Genomic DNA, 18,025 nt, shown 5'->3' on the forward strand with positions numbered 1-18,025 from the left:
TGCTAAAAATTATAATATTTTAATAAAGAGGTAATAGGTTGACTCCTGAAAAGAAAATAGTTAGTTTCTTTTTTGTGGTTTTGTTGTTTTTTGTTTCCGTTTCCGTAAATGCACAGGATAAAAATGAAGTCAAAGCATTTTCATACGGTATGCGGCTTTATAATGACGGCCTTTTTGATATGGCTGCTCTGCAGTTTAATGATTTTATTAAAACCTATTCATCAAGCCCGAGAAGAGAAGAGGCTTTTTACCTTGTCGGCAAGTGTGCATTTAAACAAGCCGATTATGATAAGGCTTCAAGAGCATTCCTTGAATATCTGTTAAATTTTCCAAAAGGAAAGAGAGCTGCAATTTCACAGTATTCTCTTGCAGAATGTTTCGAGGCTGAAAATAACCTTGATGGAGCTGTTGAGGCTCTTCAGCGCCTGATACTGGTATATCCGGACAGTGATTTAAAGGAAGAAGCTCTGTTTAAAAAAGCATTTATCCAGATTAAATTAAAGAAGATAAAAGATGCGGAGACTACGTTAATACAATTAAGAGACATATCAAAAGGAGTTTACAAACAAAAAGCTGTTTCTCAACTTGTTAAATTATATATTAAGGATAGGGAATATCGGGCGGCAGATTCAGGGATAAACCAATTGTTGTCTATTTCAAAAAATATGGGAAACAGGTCTGAAGTGCTTATACTATCCTACGACCTTTACAGAAAAACCGGCAGAATCAGCAAAATTATAGATATGTACAATGAATATCTATCTAAAAATAAGCCGGGGGCTAATACGGACAAGCTGTGGCACCTTCTTGGAAAAGCATATTATTCCATAGCAAAAAACAGAGAAGCTTTGGCATGTTTTGACAAGAGTATTTCTTTGTCGGAAAGCAGGGAGTTAAAGGCTGAAGCGCAAAAAAATGCCGGATTAATTTATCTTGATTTAAAGAGATTTAAAAAGGCGGCTCTTTCGTTTAAAGAGGCATCTTTTAATGCAGATAATCACTTTTTAAAAAATAAAATAGATTACTATTTAACTATTGCATACAGCGGAATGAATGAATTTTACAAAGCAGGGCAGGTCTGTGAATCTCTTCTGAATTCAGACAGCCTGAATCCTGATATTAAAAAGCAGTGCATTCTTGCCGATGCTATGTATAATTTTAAAACAGGCGATTTTCTTCGTGCAGTTTCTTTTTATAAAAAATTTACAGAGCTTTATCCTGATGATCCGCTCTGTCCTGCAGTACTTGTTAAATCGGGCAGAATTCTTGCTGATAAAATTAATGACTTTGACGGTGCTGTAAATTGTTTTAGAAAAATTCTGAATGAATACCAAAATTCTGATTTTTTACCGGAAGCTATATATTTATACGCAAGAGTTTTTGAACAGTCCTCCCGTTCCGTAGAGGCGGCAAATCTTTATAAAAGGCTTAAAAGAGATTTTTCATATACACAATGGGCTGATTCTGCAAAAATTCGTGCAGAAAATTTAATTAGTTTGTCTCCTTTGTCATATCAAAAAATATTAATAAAAATGGGCTCTCTTATTAATGCCGCACTTACCGAAGAGGCTGGTGCAAAGATATATCTTGATTTGGCTGGTATATCTTTTTTCAGCCTTAAAGATTATAAAAGTGCTCTGTCATATTATAAAGGATACCTTAAGGAAAAACCGGATATTTCAGGAGAAGATTCAATCCTATACAGAATAGGTATTACCTGCCTGAACCTTTACAAATCGGAAAATAATAAAATTTATGCTGACAGCGCACGTTCTTCTTTAAGACTTGTAATAAAAAAGTACAAATCAAGCCCGTTTGCTGAAAAAGCGGAATTCGCTCTTGCGGAAATAGAAGAGAAAGAAAATCCTCATAACGCTGTCTCTATTTATAGAAAGATTATTAATTCATATCCTGAAGATGCTCAATCTGCAAAAGCCATGCTCTATATTGGGGAGAGATTTGAAGAAGGCGGAAAACCGGATTCGGCGCTCTTTTTTTATCATCGCATTAATTCAAGTTTTCCCGGAACAAGTGAAGCAGAAAAAGCTCTTTATAAAGCCGGTATGCTGAGTTTCACAAATAGAAATTTCAGTGAAGCAGATTCTGATTTTACGGCTTTTGAAAAAAAGTTTCCGAATGATGGGAAAATTTCCCGTATTTATTATGCACATGCAATTCTTTTTGAGGAAAACAATGATCTTAAAACAGCCGAGTTCTATCTAAATGATATTGCAGCAAGATTCCCCTTTTCAGCCTGGTCTGACAGTGCCCGCTACCACCTTGCTTCCATACACATGCAGAAAAAAGAATTCGATGAAGTTATAAACCTATGCTTACAGATGCTTAATTCTGACAGCCTTAAAAAAGCAGGGAACCGGCTTGAGTTAATGAAAGGCCCGGGATTAAATAGAAATAAAATAATCAGAATGCTTGGGAAAGCCTATGAATTAAAGGGCGATTTTGAAAAAGCCAGTTCCGCTTATGGAAAAATGGATATCAGAGTAAACACAGCAGACAGGATGTTCTATTATGAATCTATTGCAGAAATAGCGGAAAAAACGCACAGGTTTCAGGAAGCTGTATACTTATTAACGGAGATATACAATGAGAATCCTGATTCTTATAAGGCTGCCAGATTAGGACGCCTTTTTTTTCGCCTGAAAAAGTTTGCAGAAGCTGAAAAATACCTTGGTTTGGCAATTACAAATACAAAAGAGGACGATGAGAAAATCAAACTTGAATCGGAACTTATTTTATCACTTCTGAAACAGGGCAAGGTGCCGCAGGCAGATGTAAGGATAAAGATGTTTGCGTCAGGCAGAAAATCCAATAAAAGTTATAAAAATTATATTGCAAAATTTCTTCTTGAAAAAGGCAAAGCATATCTTAATGATAAAGAATTTACCCCAGCTCTGACTCAATTTCAAACAATTAAGAAAAAGTATAAAAATACCCCTTATATTGCTGAGGCGGAACTGCAGACAGGGCGTGCTCTTTTAATAACAAACAAGATTGAGGATGCGCTGCAGCTCCTTACGCGTATGGTAGATGTATATAAAAATGATCCCATAATTTATAAAGTTTATCTGAATCTCGGAGATTACTATTTCAGGTCGAACCAGTACAATATTGCTTTGGAAGCTTTATCAAAAGCTGTAAAAGATCCGGATGACAAAAATATATCCCGCCTTGCAATGAGATACCTGATAAGGGTTCATGATATGCTCCGTATGTATGACAGCGGGCTTTATCTTGTCAGAGAGTATATCAGGAAATTCCCGTACGCTGATGATATTTCTCAGAAAAGGGTTCAAATAGGAACATTCCTGATGAAATTGAATGAGTATCAGAGAGCAATTGAGGCATTGAGAAAGGCAAAGGAGACAGCGGATTCTGAAACTCAAGCTGAAATTCAGTACTGGATAGGCAAATCGTACGAAAGTATGGGAAGGTTCAGGGAAGCTGTATTTGAATTCCTCAAGGTAAAATATCTTCTTCCGCGAACGAAACTCCCCTGGGCGGCAACTGCTATGTATGAAGCAGGCCAATGCTATGTAAAATTGAAAGAGCCTGATAATGCAAAAAAGATTTTCAGAAAAATAGTTGTTCAGGAGGGCGCTGCAAGTGATCTCGGCCGGATTGCTCAAAAGAAAATAGAAGAGATTGAAAAATTACAGAACACAGGCAGACAGAATGATTAATTTCGAAAATCTTGACTGGCTTATTGAGAAAAGTTTCAGGGAGGATTTGAGCTTTCTCGGTGATGTTACTACGAGAGCGATTATTCCTGATTCAAAGAGCGGGCAAGCCAAACTTGTTGCAAAACAGGATGGAATTTTAGCAGGCCTGTCAGTACTTCAAAAAGTTTTTATATATAACAACTCAGGGGTTTCAGTAAACCTGTTGAAAGATGACGGAAGTATTGTGAAAAACGGGGATATTATCGGCACAGTCGAAGGAAGTGTGTATGAGATTCTTCAGGCTGAGAGAATTGCACTGAATTTTTTGCAGAGGCTTTCCGGTATTGCAACACTTACGGGAAAATTTGTCCGGGAAGTAGAAGGTACAGGCGCTAAAATACTTGATACAAGAAAAACAACTCCCTGTTACAGGGAGTTGGAGAAATATGCAGTCAAAATGGGCGGCGGGGAAAATCACAGATTCGGGCTTTTTGATATGATGCTGATTAAAGATAACCATATTAAAAGTGCAGGCTCTGTTGCAGCGGCAGTGCAGGCCGGAAAGGAATATCTTTTTTCAATAGGTAAAGAGAATGAAATTCAGATTGAAGTGGAAACATGCAGCCTTAAACAGGTTAGAGAAGCTCTTGCTCTTCCTGTTCATCGAATAATGCTTGATAATATGTCAATTGAAATGATGAAAGAGGCAGTAGTTCTCATTAACAATAAAAAAGAAACCGAAGCCTCGGGAAACGTATCCCTTGATAATGTTAGAGAAGTTGCTGAAACCGGTGTTGATTATATTTCCATAGGATATTTGACTCATTCCGCACCGAGTTTTGATGTATCTCTGCTGCTCGTTGATTAAAAGTAATATTTTGTATGTTTATTTCGATTTTAATCCAGATAATTGATAAATGTTCTAATTATATTCAAATATTAATGATGATATAAGGCTAAAAATTATCGGAAATGGAAAATATTTATTTGATAATTGATATGTAATGTATTTTATTGAAAATTTCTTGTAATACTGACATGGATTGTTTAAGTTTATAGCGTACTTTTTTATTTGTACTTACATCATTATTGGAGGAGCAGAATGTTAGAAATAAGATTTCACGGGCGTGGAGGACAGGGAGCAGTGAAAGCGTCCGACATTCTTGCCATGGCAGCTTTTGCTGAGGGAAAAGAAGTACAGGCTTTTCCCTTTTTTGGCGTGGAAAGAAGAGGAGCTCCTGTTACAGCTTTTACACGGATAAGTGACAACGAAATTAGAATTCATTCTTATATTTATGAACCTGATATTCTTGTTGTTCTTGACCCTGGCTTAATAGGCGCAGTTCCGATTACAGACGGCCTTAAACCCGGCGGCAAGATAATTATCAATTCTTCGAGGAAACCTGATGAGTTTTCATTCCCGGAAGTAAAAGATGTATCGGTTTTTACAGCTGATTGTTCTATGATAGCTCAAAAATACGGGCTTGGAAGCAAAGCCGCTCCAATTGTTAACACAACAATTTTAGGCGCAGTTGCCAAAGCAACAGGAATCATTAAAATAGATTCTATCTGTGATGCGATTATGACAAAAATACCTATTAAAAAGGAAGAAAATGCTCAGGCAGCTCGTGAAACATTTGAGAATGTATTGAGCTAGGAGGTCGGAATGGCTGAAAAAGATGATAAGAAAATAGATATAAAAGGTGCTTCTGATATGCCGCCAATGGCTGCTTCACTTGGCAGTATGCGGCAGAACAAGACAGCTTCATGGCGATCAATTCGTCCGATAATTGACGAAGATAAGTGTAAAAACTGTATGATTTGCTGGAAATTTTGTCCGGAGCCTGCGATATTTCCTACTGCTCCGCCGACAATTGACTATGATTTTTGCAAAGGCTGCGGAATATGTATTGAAGAATGTCCCTTTGATGCTATCTCATCAGTAAAAGAGGGAAAGTGAGAGGAGGTAGAATATGAAAAAAGTACTAACAGGGAATTTTGCAGCAGCCTATGGAGCTACAGCTGCACGAGTTAATGTTGTGGCAGCTTATCCTATTACTCCTCAAACTACTATTGTTGAAATTCTTTCGGAGATAGTAGCTGACGGAAAGCTTAAAGCGGATTTTGTTAAGGTAGAATCGGAACATTCAGCTCTTGCAGCAAGTATTGGTGCTGAAGCTGCCGGAGCAAGAACTTTTACTGCAACATCATCTCAGGGCCTTGCTTTAATGCATGAAGTACTTCATTGGACTGCACGTGCAAGGCTTCCCATTGTATTGACTAATGTAAACAGGGCACTGGCGCCTGGATGGTCAATTTGGGCAGATGCCACAGATTCAATTGCACAGCGGGACACCGGCTGGATGCAGGTTTATTGTGAAAATAATCAGGAAGTTTTTGATACTGTTATAATGTCTTATAAAATTGCTGAGAATAAAGATGTCCTGCTTCCGGTATTGGTAAATCTTGATGCATTTTTTCTTTCACATACGTCGCAAGTTGTTGATCTGTATGATGAAGAAACTATTGATTCATTTTTGCCTCCTTACAACCCTGAATATAAACTTGATGTTAATAATCCGCGGTCTTTCGGGGCTTTGACATCTCCTGAACATTATTTTGAGTTTTCATATAAAATTCAGAATGCTCATAATGATGCAAAAGAAATTATACGAAGTGTCGGAAAAGAATTCGGAAAGATTTTTGGCAGAGAGTATGGGTTAGTGGAAGAATACAGATGTGATGATGCTGAAGAGATTTTAGTAACATACGGTACTATTGCAGGTACGACAAAAGATGCAGTTGACCGATTAAGAGAGAAAGGCCACAAAGCCGGAGCACTCAAAATAAGGTATTTCAGGCCGTTTCCAGAAGAAGAAATAAGAGAAGTACTGTCAAAGGCAAAAAAAGTCGGTGTTATTGACAGGGCTATTTCGTTTGGCCATGAAGGCCCATTCTTTACTGAAGTTAAAGCCGCACTTTATAAAACAGGAGCGGCTGTTCCTGTTTACGGTTTTGTAACAGGGCTTGGCGGGCGCGATGTATCTATTGCAGATATAGAAAAAATTCATAGCCATATGAAGAATAATGAGCCTGAGAACCTTATTTGGATAGGAGTAAAGAAATGAATATTGAAAAAAAGGTAAAACTCACTATACCAGAGCATGAGGTTATGTCACCTGGCCATCTTGCATGTCAGGGCTGCGGTGCTGCTCTTGGAATGCGTTATGCGCTGAAGGCTCTGGGAGAAAAAACAATAGTATCAATCCCTGCCTGTTGTTGGGCTGTAATTGACGGGCCTTTTCCATATTCGGCAGCGGGAATACCCGTATTCCATTGTGCATTTGAAACAGCTGCATCAACTGCTTCGGGAATAACACATGCTTTAAGCCAGCTTGGTAAGGATGATGTTACAACTCTTGCATGGGCAGGTGACGGCGGTACATTTGATATCGGACTCCAAGCTCTTTCAGGAGCTGCTGAAAGAGGCGATAATCTTATCTATATTGTTTATGATAACGAAGCTTACATGAATACAGGCATTCAGCGATCTTCTGCAACCCCTCATGGTGCATGGACAACTACTACACCTGTGAAACATTATAAAACGGGCCCGAAGAAGAATATTGTAGAAATTATGGTTGCACATCATATACCGTATGTTGCGACAGCAAATATAGCCTATCCCGAAGATTTTATTAAAAAGCTCAAAAAAGCAAAAGAGATAAAAGGAGCAAAGTTTATCCATTTGTATGCTCCATGTCCGACAGGTTGGAAGCATCCTCCGGGAATTACAGTGAAGGTTGCACGTCTTGCTACTGAAACAAATGTATTCCCGCTTTATGAGGTAACTGACGGTGTATACAAAATTAACAAGTATATAAAAAATGTTAAACCTGTTGAAGAATATCTTAAGCTGCAGGGCCGTTTCAGGCATCTTCATGCAGACGAGATTGATTTCATTCAAAAAGAAGTAAATAATAATTGGGCTAGGATTGAAAAGATGGAAAAAGCTTTTGGCGAGAATGCAGATTAAGCTCCTTGTATGTAAGTAAAACATGAGGTAAGTATGAAAGAGATACTATCAGGAAATGAAGCTATTGCGAGAGGATGTTACGAATATGGCGTTCATGTTGCTACTGCGTACCCTGGTACTCCCAGTACAGAGATACTTGAAAATATTGCCAAATATTCTGAAATCTATAAGGAGTGGTGCCCTAATGAAAAAGTAGCTCTTGAGGTTGCAATAGGAGCAACTTTTGAAGGAGCACGAACTCTCGTTGCAATGAAACATGTAGGGCTGAATGTTGCCGCAGACCCGTTTATGTCTGTAAGCTTAATAGGATCACCGGGCGGCCTGATTATTGTCAGTGCTGATGATCCGGGCATGCACTCTTCACAAAATGAGCAGGATAACAGATTATATGCACGCTTTGCAGGATATCCCTGCCTTGAGCCATCTGACAGCCAGGAAGCAAAAGATTTTGTCGGGGAAGCTTTAAAGTTAAGCATTGATTATGATGTTCCTGTACTCCTTCGGATTACAACCCGTGTCTGCCATGCAAAAGGTGTTGTGGCTACAAAAGATCGTAAAGAGTATCCTGTGGCAGGATTTAAAAGAAACCCTCAGAAATTTGTTATTTTGCCTTCTATTGCAAGAGATCTTCACGTAAAAGCTGTTGACCGGCTGGAAAGATTGAAACAGGCTTCGGAAAATAGTTCAATTAACAGGCTTGAGCAGGGGACAATGGATGTGGGAGTTATTACGAATGGTGTTTCCTATCAGTATGTTAAGGAGGTATTACCAGATGCCTGGGTCCTGAAACTCGGCATGAGCTATCCGCTTCCAATGAAAAAGATTGAACTTATTGCATCTAAAGTTAAAAAGCTTTTTGTTGTTGAAGAGCTTGAACCTGTAATTGAAGAACAGATTAAAGCTGCCGGAATAAAGTGTGAAGGGAAAAAATACTGGTCAAATCTTGGTGAATTTTCTCCTGAGAGAGTTGCACAAGGCTTTGCAGAAGCCGGTGTGATTGACGTAGAAAAAAGGATTGAAACAAATGATAAAGAGGATGTAGTTCCCCGCCCTCCGATTTTTTGTCCGGGATGCCCTCATAGAGGGCTCTTCTATTCTTTGAAGAAAGTTAAAGCACTTGTAACAACTGATATAGGATGTTATACTCTGGGCGCGCTTCCTCCTATTGAAGCAGGCGATACTTGTGTGGAAATGGGTGCATCAATAGGCGTAGGAGTAGGTATTGCCAAAGCGAGGAAAGACGGAAGAGGAATTGTCGCTACTATTGGAGATTCCACTTTCTTCCATTCAGGCATGACTGGGCTTCTGAATGCTGTAAACGATAATTCGGGAATTACAGTGGTAATTGCAGATAACAGTATTACTGCAATGACAGGCGGCCAGTTTCATCCGGGCACAGGCGAAACTCTTGATGGAGACATTGGTGCAAAAGTTGATAAAGTCAAAATATGTGAAGCTCTAGGTGTAAAACATATCAGAAAAGTTGATCCGTATGATTTGACTGCAACAAGAGAAGCTTTAAAGGAGGAAATGGAACGTGACGAGCTTTCAGTTATTATTACAACACGTCCGTGTGCACTATTCCCGCCTGAGATGAGAAAGCTTGTAAAACAGACACCATTTACAGTTGACCTTGATAAATGTATCGGATGTAAAACATGCTTCCAGGTAAGTTGCCCTGCAATAGGGCTTTCTGATGAGAAGACAGATAAGGGCCTGAACAAATCACATATTGATGCATCTTTATGTACAGGATGCTCGGTATGCGCACAGGTTTGTCCGGTAAATGCAATCGTTCCTATGAAATAGATGAGGTTTTCATGAGCAGAGGAAAAAATGTTCTTATTGTAGGCGTTGGCGGGCAGGGTGTCCTCCTGGCCAGTGAAATATTAAGTTCTGTTGCTGTTGAAGCAGGCCTTGATGCAAAGAAGAGCGAAGTGCATGGAATGTCACAGAGGGGCGGTGTAGTATCAAGCCATGTACGATTTGGTGAAAAAGTATTTTCTCCTCTTATTAAAGAGGGCGAAGCTGATGTGATTCTTGCGTTTGAAGAGGCTGAAGCTTTAAGGTGGCTCCATTTTCTTGACAAAGATGGAGATATTATTGTGAATGAGTACAGGCTCGTTCCTCCTATTGTTGTTACAAAAAAATTGAATTACCCGGAAGATCCTGTTTCTATTATCAAGAGTAAGGTGAATAATGTAAAGAGTATTGATGCTGAAGCTGCTGCACGGGAAATCGGTAATCCGAGATTGGTAAATACCATCCTTCTCGGGGTCTTGTCGCAATCTATTGATATTGATGAAAAAGTGTGGAAAGACGTTATTAAACGGCGTGTACCCAGGGGTACGGAAGATATTAATTTACAGGCATTTGTGAGAGGTAGAGAATATAAGTAAATCTACGGAGAATGGAAATATGGAGAAAGTCCTTGCAATTAATCCCGGATCTACTTCCACAAAGATTGCTCTTTATGACGGGGATTCTGAATTGTGGGCAGAAAAAATATCTTACTCAAAAGAGAGAATAAGTGCTTTTGAAAAGATAACAGATCAAATGGATATGAGAAAATCTGACATTGAGAATGTTCTTAAAGAAAAGAATATTTCTGCCGGAGGCCTTGATGCTGTTGTGGGAAGAGGGGGGCCGTTTAAACCTCTTGCCAGCGGAACTTACAGGGTAACGCCTGCCTTGATTAAAGATGTTAAAGAAGGCAGGGTTCAGGCGGAACATATATCTAACATCGGCCCATTGCTTGCATTTGATTTGTCTGAGAAAGACGGGATACCGTCCTTTTTTGTAGATCCCGTATCTGTTGACGAATTTAATCCAGTTGCACGTTTTTCCGGAATTCCGGAGCTTGAACGGAAAAGCCTTGTTCATGCTTTGAACGTAAAGGCTACTGCACATAAAGAAGCCATGAGACTGGGAAAATCGCTTAATGAATTGAATTTTATTGTTGCCCATCTCGGAGGCGGGATATCTATATGCCCTGTGATGCAGGGAAAGATTGTTGATGCAAATAATGCCAATGAAGGCGGGCCATTTTCACCGGAAAGGGCAGGTTCTCTGCCCTCGTCTTCTCTTGTAAAGCTATGTTATTCCGGGAAATTTTCATACAATGAATTGAAAAAAAGAGTTGTCGGAAATGGGGGGCTTTCTGCATATCTCGGCACAAATGATCTTATGGAAGTTGTTGATAGAATCAGAGAGGGTGATTCTGAATCTGAGCTTGTTTTCGATGCAATGATTTATCAGATTGCAAAAGAGATTGGTGCTATGGCAGCTGTTTTAAGAGGAAAGATTGATGCTGTTATTCTTACAGGAGGAATGGCACGGGAAGAATTGCTGATAAAAAAACTTGAACCACTTATATCCTTTCTTGGACCTGTTAAAGTTTATCCGGGCGAAAATGAGATGGAGTCGCTTGTAATGGGGGTACTAAGAGTGCTCAGGAAAGAAGAAAAGGAATTAATATATTAATTCTATATATTTTATAAATACTTGATGAAATAAGGAGATACAAGTTGGGAAAAGATTATAAGATTCTTGCTATAAACCCGGGCTCCACTTCAACAAAAATTGCTGTCTTTGAGAATGCGAAATGTTTATGTACTAATTCCATATCGCATTCTACAGATGAGATAGCAAAATTTCATAATATTGCAGATCAGTATGAATATAGAGCAAGACTTATTGAAGAACTGCTTGATAAAGAGAATGTAGATATAAATTCAATTGATGTTGTTGTGGGCAGGGGAGGTTTGTTGAAACCAATTCCCAGTGGTGCGTACAAGGTAAATGATAAAATGGTAGAAGAACTACGGTCTGCGAAGTATGGAGAGCATGCTTCAAATCTCGGAGCTATGATTGCATCCAAGATTGGGAAAGATATTGGAGTAGAAAGTTATATTGTAGATCCTGTTGTTGTTGATGAAATGGAACCGATTGCTAAAATATCAGGTATGCCTGAAATTCAGAGAAAATCGATATTCCATGCATTAAATCAGAAGGCAGTTGCAAGAAAGGCTGCAGGAAAACTCGGAAAAGATTACAGTGAGGTTAATCTTATAGTTACCCATCTCGGTGGAGGTGTTTCAGTAGGCGCTCATAAAAAAGGGCGTGTTATAGATGTTAATAATGCACTTTGCGGTGACGGGCCTTTTTCACCGGAAAGATCAGGCGGCTTGCCTGCGACCCAGCTTCTTGATCTTTTGCTAAGCGGACAGATGACCGAAAAAGAAATAAGAAAGCGGCTTATAGGTAATGGCGGGATTGTTGCGTATCTTGGGACAAACGATATGCGGAAGGTTGAAAACGATGTTAAAAATGGCGATGAGAAAGCAATTTTGTATCAAGAGGCAATGGCTTATCAAATAGCAAAAGAAATAGGATCATGTGCAGCTGTCCTTAATGGCGAAGTAGATGCGATAATTTTTACTGGCGGGCTTGCCTATGACGAGTTATTTATTAAAAAATTAGAGAAAAAAGTTGCATGGATCTCAAAGATTCTTGTGTTCCCCGGAGAAGAGGAGATGGAATCTCTTGCTTGTGGTGTGCTTAGAGTGGTTCGGGGTGAAGAAGAGCCCAGAGAATATACCGGCTGATAAAGCCGCAGGAGGGTATTTTGAAAATGATTGAAAGGCTTGATGAGCTTGTCAATGAAGTAAAGGACTCACCTACTAAAACAATTGCTGTTGCAGCCGGGCACGATTATGAGACTATGCTTGCTATTAACCGGGCTACAAATGAAAATGTTGTCCGCGCTGTACTGGTTGGTGACAAAAGTAGAATGGAACAGGTTGCAAAAGAGCATTCTATTGATCTGACCAAATTTGAAATTGTCAACATTGAAGATGAAGTTGAGGCTGCTGTTGAAGCCGTAAAGTTAGTCGGAAGCAAGAAAGCCGACCTTCTTATGAAGGGTTCTGTAAAAACCGCGGAATATATGAAGGCAATTCTTCACAGAGAATACGGGCTGCTTCCACCGGGAAGCCTTTTATGTCATATTGCAGCTCTTGAAATACCCACATATCATAAACTTTTAATAATTTCCGATGCAGCAATTATTCCGCTGCCTGATTTAACTCAGAAGATACAATTAATTAAATACACAACCGAGGTTGCAAGGTATTTGGGAATTGAATTGCCGAAGGTTGCTATTTTATCAGCAGTAGAAACTGTTAATCCAAGGATACCTTCATCGGTCGATGCTGCTATTATGACTTTGATGAATAGAAGAAATCAGATAAAAGGTGCAATACTTGACGGCCCTCTTGCACTTGATGTAGCTCTTTCAAAAGAGGGGTGCAGAATAAAAGACCTTGAGAGCCCTGTTGGCGGAGATGCAGATGTGCTTATTTTCCCAAATATTGAATCTGCAAACATTTTTTATAAAAGCTCAACAGTAATTGCCGGAGGAAAAACTGCTGCAGTAGTTGCAGGCACAACAGCTCCTGTGGTTTTAACTTCACGAGCTGATAATGATGATTCAAAATTCTATTCAATTGTTCTTGCTGCAAAACTTTCTGAAAAATAGATTTTTAATAAATGCCCGGTGTTGTATTATGTATAACCGGGCATTGGTACGTTTGCTGTTAATTTTAATGCGTTTTGATATTTAGAGGGATGATTTTATGGATACAAACGATAAATCCGGTTTAGGGCTGATTCATGTATACACGGGAAACGGCAAAGGGAAAACAACTTCTGCTCTCGGGCTTGGATTAAGGGCAACAGGCCATGGTTTCAGAGTACTAATGGTTCAGTTCATGAAGGGAGACCCGTCTTACGGAGAAGTTATAGCAGTAAGTAAAATAGATAATTTTAACCTTATCCAGTCAGGACTGCCCACATTTGTGAAAAAGGGAGAACCTTCCGAAGAAGACCTGAGCCTTGCAAAGGCAGGTTTTGAAAAATGTTATGAAGCCGTAACAAATGGAACCTATGATATTGTAATTATGGATGAGATAAATGTGGCAGTTAATTACGGATTAGTCCGGCTGCAAGACGTGCTGAGCCTTATTGATAAAAAATCAAAAAATGTTGAGCTGATTCTTACAGGCCGTTATGCAGATGAGAAAATTATTGAGAAAGCTGATCTCGTAAGTGAAGTGCAGGAAATTAAACATCCGTTTACAAAAGGTATTCCTGCACGCAGAGGAGTGGATTTTTAATTTTACAATTTAAGGAGGAGTCCATGCTTGGCAATTTTAATGAAATTTTAAATGCTGCAGTAAAACATGGAGGAAGAAAGATAGCAGTTGCAGGGGCAGAGGGTGCAGCAGTGCTCACTGCACTTAAGATTGCAAAGGAAAAAGGAATTGCAGAGCCAGTGTTAGTTGGTAATCAGAAAAAGATTGAAAAAATTGCCCAAGATGTTAACTTTGATATAAGTGGTGTTCTAATTTGCAATAAAGAAGATGAAACGGATGCTGCAGAAAAAGCTGTGGAGATCGTGGATAATGGTGAGGCCTCCGCTTTAATGAAAGGCAAGGTAAGTACTCCGGTTCTTTTAAAAGCTGTACTGAATAAGAAATATAATCTCAGGACAGGAAGGCTGTTAAGCCATGTAACTCTGCTTGAGCTGCCTGAATACCACAAATTGATGATTATTTCAGACGGGGGGATGGTAATATATCCGACACTTGAACAGAAAAAAGAGATTATAAAGAACAGTATTGAAGTTATACATAAACTCGGAATTGATAGGCCGAAAATAGCTGTTTTAGCAGCTATTGAAAAGGTGAATCCCGGCATGGTTGAGACTGAAGATGCGCAGGCTTTGGCAGAGATGGCTAAAACCGGTGAATTCGGCGATGTTATTCTTGAAGGCCCTCTTGCTATGGATGTTGCCATGTCCAGAGAAGCAGCGGAGATTAAAGGTATAAGCAGCAAAGTCAGCGGGGATCCTGATATATTGATTGTACCAAACATAGCGTGTGGAAATATTTTGGCAAAGAGCCTGATATATCTCGCAAAAGCAAGAATCGGCGGAGTAATTGCAGGTGCCAGGAAGCCTGTTATCCTGCTTTCACGGGCAGATAATGCAGAAACAAAGCTCAATTCTATTGCTCTTGGCGTTGCATCAAGCTGAAATTTCTTATAAGCATAAGGATAGTTTGAATGGTACAGGTAAACAGGGACTGCAAATTTTACAGGGGGGATATACCCTGCACTTTTCATAAATCCGAAGGTGTACACTGTTCGGAGTGCCCCTATTATACAAAGATCAGTAAAAAAATTCTTATTATTAAACTCGGCGCTATTGGCGATGTTATAAGGACAACTCCTCTGATAAGGAGATTTGAGAAAGAGTTCCCTGATGCGCAGATCCACTGGCTTACAAATTTTCCTGATGTTGTACCATCTTCTGTAGATTATATCTATTCCTTCAATCCAGAATCAATTGAAATTTTAAAGAACATGAAGTTTGACCTTCTCCTGAATCTGGATAAAGACCGCGAAGCATGTGCTCTTGCAAACAGAATTGATGCTGATGATAAAAAAGGATTTGTTTTAAAAGACGGATTTTGTTTTCCTGTTGATCAACCTGCTCATGATAAGTGGCTTACAGGATTGTTTGATGACCTTAATAAATTAAATACAAAGAGCTACCCTGAAGAAATTTTTGCAATGTGCGGATTGGAGTATAATAAAGAGGAGTACATTGTTGAGGTAGAGGATAAAATTGAGTGGAATATACCCGGAACAGGGAAAATAATAGGGTTAAACACCGGGTGCGGAGACAGATGGGAAACACGGTTATGGCCTGTTGAGCGCTGGGTAGAGCTGTCAAAATTACTTGCTGACAAGGGGTACAGAGTCCTTCTTTTGGGGGGAGGCCAGGAAGATGAAAAGAACAGATACATTGCAAAAGAGACAGGTGCAATATATTTGGGGCATTTCCCGATAAATAGATTTTTTACACTTGTTAACCAATGCAGCCTGGTTGTTACAGCTGTAAGTATGGCTTTTCACGTGGCTCTCGGGCTTGGCAAACGGATTGTACTTTTCAATAACATTTTTAATCCTAATGAATTTGAGCTTTTCGGCCGTGGTATAATAGTTCAGCCTGATGTGCCGTGCAGAGGGTGCTTCAAAGGAAGCTGTGACAAAGATTGTATGATTTTAATTAAGGCAGGCCAGGTATTGAACGCAGTACAGAAGTTAATTGAGCCTAAATAATCCTATCGCAAAAAGTGCTGTTTTTCCTGAAAACAAAAATATATGATTAAGCAAAAAGAAAATAAAATTTTAAAGCCAGGGGATTTTCTAATTGCTTTTGTACTGTTATGCATAAGCCTGGCATTTATGCTTATTCCAAAAGAAAAAGGCAGCACTCTTTATATTAAAGTAAACGAAAAGCTGGCAGCAGTTTATTCTCTTAATCAGGCGAAAGAGAAACATGTTACGGTTAAGGGCGCTGTAGGAGAGATGCATATCTGTATTGCTGATGGAAAAGCATGGGTAACAGATTCAGCATGTAAAAATAAATTATGCGTCAGGATGGGGAAGATAAGCAGAAACGGAGAAGTTATTGTATGTCTTCCAAACAGAGTTGTAATATCTGTCAAGAGCATAAAGGATAGAGAAATAGACGCAGTTACAATGTGAGCAGAAAAAATTGACAAAAAAAACAACAGAACTTGCAGTACTTACTGCAATCAGTACAATAATTTTTACAATAGAGAGTTTAATTCCCAGCCCTGTTCCTATGATCCGGATCGGACTGGCAAATGTTATTACATTGATTGTGCTTCAATCATGGGGGGTGAGTGAAGCCTTGACTGTTATGATATTAAGAATATTTTTGGGAAGTTTGCTGACAGGACGGCTATTTAGCCCGCTTTTTGTAATGTCCATAACAGGCGGTATTGCATCAACTTTTGTAATGGCAATACTGATTAAATATTTTCAAAAGAGTGTAAGCCTTGTGGGGGCAAGTATTGCAGGTGCAGCGGTACATAATATTGTACAGATTTATACTGCTAATCTCTTGTTCATAAAGAATATAGGCACCACATCAATCCTGCCTTTGTTTATTTTTTCATCAATAATTACAGGTACGGTTGTAGGGCTATCTGCAATTTATTCCTTAAAAGTTGTTTCTTTGAATACATCTTAAGCTGTAGCTTTATCCTGAGTATTAAGGAATACTTTTAAAGCTTTTTCAATTTCAGATAGATCAACAATAGTATTTTTACAGGGGCCTTCTGGTCTGGCGTTTGGTATGCCGATTACAGGAATTTTATCCAGTACATCCTGCATACCGCTTAAAAGATCCCGTTCGCATGCAACTCCTATAATTGCTTTTGGCCTTTTTTCGTAAATAAGTTCCCTGGCCCTGGACCCTCCGGAAACAATAAAGACCGGAACATTCAAGGATTTTGTGAGAGCTTTTATCTTATCAATATACTCTTTTCTGAGGCATCTCGGAAGAAGAATCATTAATTTTTCAGGTTTCACTTTTCTTGCAGATGATGTTATTAATGTATTGACAACTTTGACAAATGAATGCCCTATGCGGTCACGTGATATTCCTATATTCTTTGCAAGTTCTAAAACAATAGGAATCGTAAATGTAAGAGTAAATTCTTTTTTGCCGAGTTTTAAGACAAGGTGTTTTTCAAATATAATTGAAAATACAATCAATAAAAACCAGATGCCGAATAGCGACCAGATCAGGAAAAAAAGCACTCCTGCAATAAGAGGTGCAGAAGAATGGATCTGCTGCAGACGGGGGGAGATAAGGTACCAGAAAATGAAAAGGCCAAGGCCTGTGATAAAGAGTGCGAGAAGGAGAAGCCCTATGTATAGCCGTTTTCCCGTATTGATATTTTTATTTCCGGATAAATCTCCTGTCCATCCAAGCCATTCATCGCCGAGTTTTCTGTCTTTTGTTTTAATAATATTTTTATGATGTTTTTCCATTAATTCCTCAAGAAGATTTCAATATCTTTCGGAATAAATTTAGCATATAATTATCAATAAAACAAGCGGTTTTAATCGAAAATACGTATTCTCTGAAGGCCGTATTGGCTCAAAAATAAAGTGCCACTGGCAGATATGGAATCCGCCCCTACCAGTATTTCCACAATGGCGTGAAAATGATTTGACATAAGTATATATTTATGTAATTTTGTGCCACGTTTTGGTTCGAAGCACGGATAAATAAAAGTCAGCTTTAGCTGAATGTGACTCAACGTTAAGTATATGAAAAGTAATCGATTTCGAAGCACTTGTTTTCCAATTTATAACAAAGTTCAATAGGACTTAAATGCTCTATTTTACTAGTGATTCGGCAATT

General features: G+C 38.9%; 17 protein-coding genes. 16 read left to right on the top strand and 1 reads right to left on the bottom strand.

The genetic code is table 11. The annotated features are described in order from the left end of the window. Positions 1 to 38: 38 nt before the first annotated feature. The 16 genes from J7K93_13735 to J7K93_13810 all read left to right on the top strand — a co-directional run bounded on the left by J7K93_13735 (position 39) and on the right by J7K93_13810 (position 16,843). Positions 39 to 3,701 carry a tetratricopeptide repeat protein gene (locus J7K93_13735; protein ID MCD6118062.1) on the top strand — a complete coding sequence of 1,221 codons (3,663 nt, stop codon included), beginning with the start codon at positions 39 to 41 and terminating at the stop codon, positions 3,699 to 3,701. Next, positions 3,694 to 4,548 (top strand): carboxylating nicotinate-nucleotide diphosphorylase, encoded by an 855-nt coding sequence (gene nadC, locus J7K93_13740; GenBank protein ID MCD6118063.1) that lies wholly within the window; start codon positions 3,694 to 3,696, stop codon positions 4,546 to 4,548. The genes J7K93_13735 and nadC overlap by 8 nt, the downstream gene beginning before the upstream one ends. A gap of 234 nt (positions 4,549 to 4,782) precedes the next feature. Beyond that, positions 4,783 to 5,337 carry a 2-oxoacid:acceptor oxidoreductase family protein gene (locus tag J7K93_13745; protein MCD6118064.1) on the top strand — a complete coding sequence of 185 codons (555 nt, stop codon included), beginning with the start codon at positions 4,783 to 4,785 and terminating at the stop codon, positions 5,335 to 5,337. Positions 5,338 to 5,346: 9 nt separating this feature from the next. Beyond that, positions 5,347 to 5,640: a 4Fe-4S binding protein gene (locus J7K93_13750; GenBank protein ID MCD6118065.1), complete on the top strand. Its 294-nt coding sequence runs from the start codon at positions 5,347 to 5,349 to the stop codon at positions 5,638 to 5,640. A gap of 13 nt (positions 5,641 to 5,653) precedes the next feature. After that, positions 5,654 to 6,808, top strand: a complete 1,155-nt coding sequence (gene porA / locus J7K93_13755; protein ID MCD6118066.1) for a pyruvate ferredoxin oxidoreductase — start codon at positions 5,654 to 5,656, stop codon at positions 6,806 to 6,808. Further along, positions 6,805 to 7,716, top strand: a complete 912-nt coding sequence (locus J7K93_13760) for a 3-methyl-2-oxobutanoate dehydrogenase subunit beta (GenBank protein ID MCD6118067.1) — start codon at positions 6,805 to 6,807, stop codon at positions 7,714 to 7,716. The genes porA and J7K93_13760 overlap by 4 nt, the downstream gene beginning before the upstream one ends. A 33-nt stretch (positions 7,717 to 7,749) precedes the next feature. After that, positions 7,750 to 9,525, top strand: coding sequence for an indolepyruvate ferredoxin oxidoreductase subunit alpha (gene iorA / locus J7K93_13765; GenBank protein MCD6118068.1), 1,776 nt, complete (start codon positions 7,750 to 7,752; stop codon positions 9,523 to 9,525). An 11-nt stretch (positions 9,526 to 9,536) separates the two neighbouring features. Further along, positions 9,537 to 10,115, top strand: coding sequence for an indolepyruvate oxidoreductase subunit beta (locus tag J7K93_13770; protein ID MCD6118069.1), 579 nt, complete (start codon positions 9,537 to 9,539; stop codon positions 10,113 to 10,115). A 19-nt stretch (positions 10,116 to 10,134) separates the two neighbouring features. Continuing rightward, positions 10,135 to 11,199, top strand: coding sequence for a butyrate kinase (gene buk, locus J7K93_13775; GenBank protein MCD6118070.1), 1,065 nt, complete (start codon positions 10,135 to 10,137; stop codon positions 11,197 to 11,199). 44 nt (positions 11,200 to 11,243) lie between these two features. Further along, the gene (gene buk, locus J7K93_13780) at positions 11,244 to 12,323 is read left to right on the top strand and encodes a butyrate kinase (protein ID MCD6118071.1); all 1,080 of its coding nucleotides are present in this window, start codon (positions 11,244 to 11,246) and stop codon (positions 12,321 to 12,323) included. A 20-nt stretch (positions 12,324 to 12,343) separates the two neighbouring features. Continuing rightward, positions 12,344 to 13,255 carry a bifunctional enoyl-CoA hydratase/phosphate acetyltransferase gene (locus tag J7K93_13785; GenBank protein ID MCD6118072.1) on the top strand — a complete coding sequence of 304 codons (912 nt, stop codon included), beginning with the start codon at positions 12,344 to 12,346 and terminating at the stop codon, positions 13,253 to 13,255. 97 nt (positions 13,256 to 13,352) lie between these two features. Then, positions 13,353 to 13,892 (top strand): cob(I)yrinic acid a,c-diamide adenosyltransferase, encoded by a 540-nt coding sequence (gene cobO, locus J7K93_13790; protein MCD6118073.1) that lies wholly within the window; start codon positions 13,353 to 13,355, stop codon positions 13,890 to 13,892. Positions 13,893 to 13,915: 23 nt separating this feature from the next. After that, positions 13,916 to 14,812 carry a bifunctional enoyl-CoA hydratase/phosphate acetyltransferase gene (locus J7K93_13795; GenBank protein MCD6118074.1) on the top strand — a complete coding sequence of 299 codons (897 nt, stop codon included), beginning with the start codon at positions 13,916 to 13,918 and terminating at the stop codon, positions 14,810 to 14,812. Between the two features lie 29 nt (positions 14,813 to 14,841). Further along, positions 14,842 to 15,903 carry a glycosyltransferase family 9 protein gene (locus tag J7K93_13800; protein MCD6118075.1) on the top strand — a complete coding sequence of 354 codons (1,062 nt, stop codon included), beginning with the start codon at positions 14,842 to 14,844 and terminating at the stop codon, positions 15,901 to 15,903. A gap of 42 nt (positions 15,904 to 15,945) precedes the next feature. Further along, the gene (locus J7K93_13805; protein ID MCD6118076.1) at positions 15,946 to 16,332 is read left to right on the top strand and encodes a NusG domain II-containing protein; all 387 of its coding nucleotides are present in this window, start codon (positions 15,946 to 15,948) and stop codon (positions 16,330 to 16,332) included. Positions 16,333 to 16,342: 10 nt separating this feature from the next. Beyond that, positions 16,343 to 16,843, top strand: coding sequence for a Gx transporter family protein (locus tag J7K93_13810; GenBank protein MCD6118077.1), 501 nt, complete (start codon positions 16,343 to 16,345; stop codon positions 16,841 to 16,843). Here J7K93_13810 and J7K93_13815 read toward each other — a convergent pair. Then, entirely contained in the window at positions 16,840 to 17,649 is an 810-nt protein-coding gene (locus tag J7K93_13815; GenBank protein ID MCD6118078.1) for a DUF116 domain-containing protein, read from the bottom strand. The two genes, J7K93_13810 and J7K93_13815, sit on opposite strands and share 4 nt — an antisense overlap. Positions 17,650 to 18,025: the final 376 nt, after the last annotated feature.

It is taken from the genome of bacterium, assembly GCA_021158245.1.
Taxonomy (GTDB): Bacteria; Zhuqueibacterota; QNDG01; order QNDG01; family QNDG01; genus QNDG01.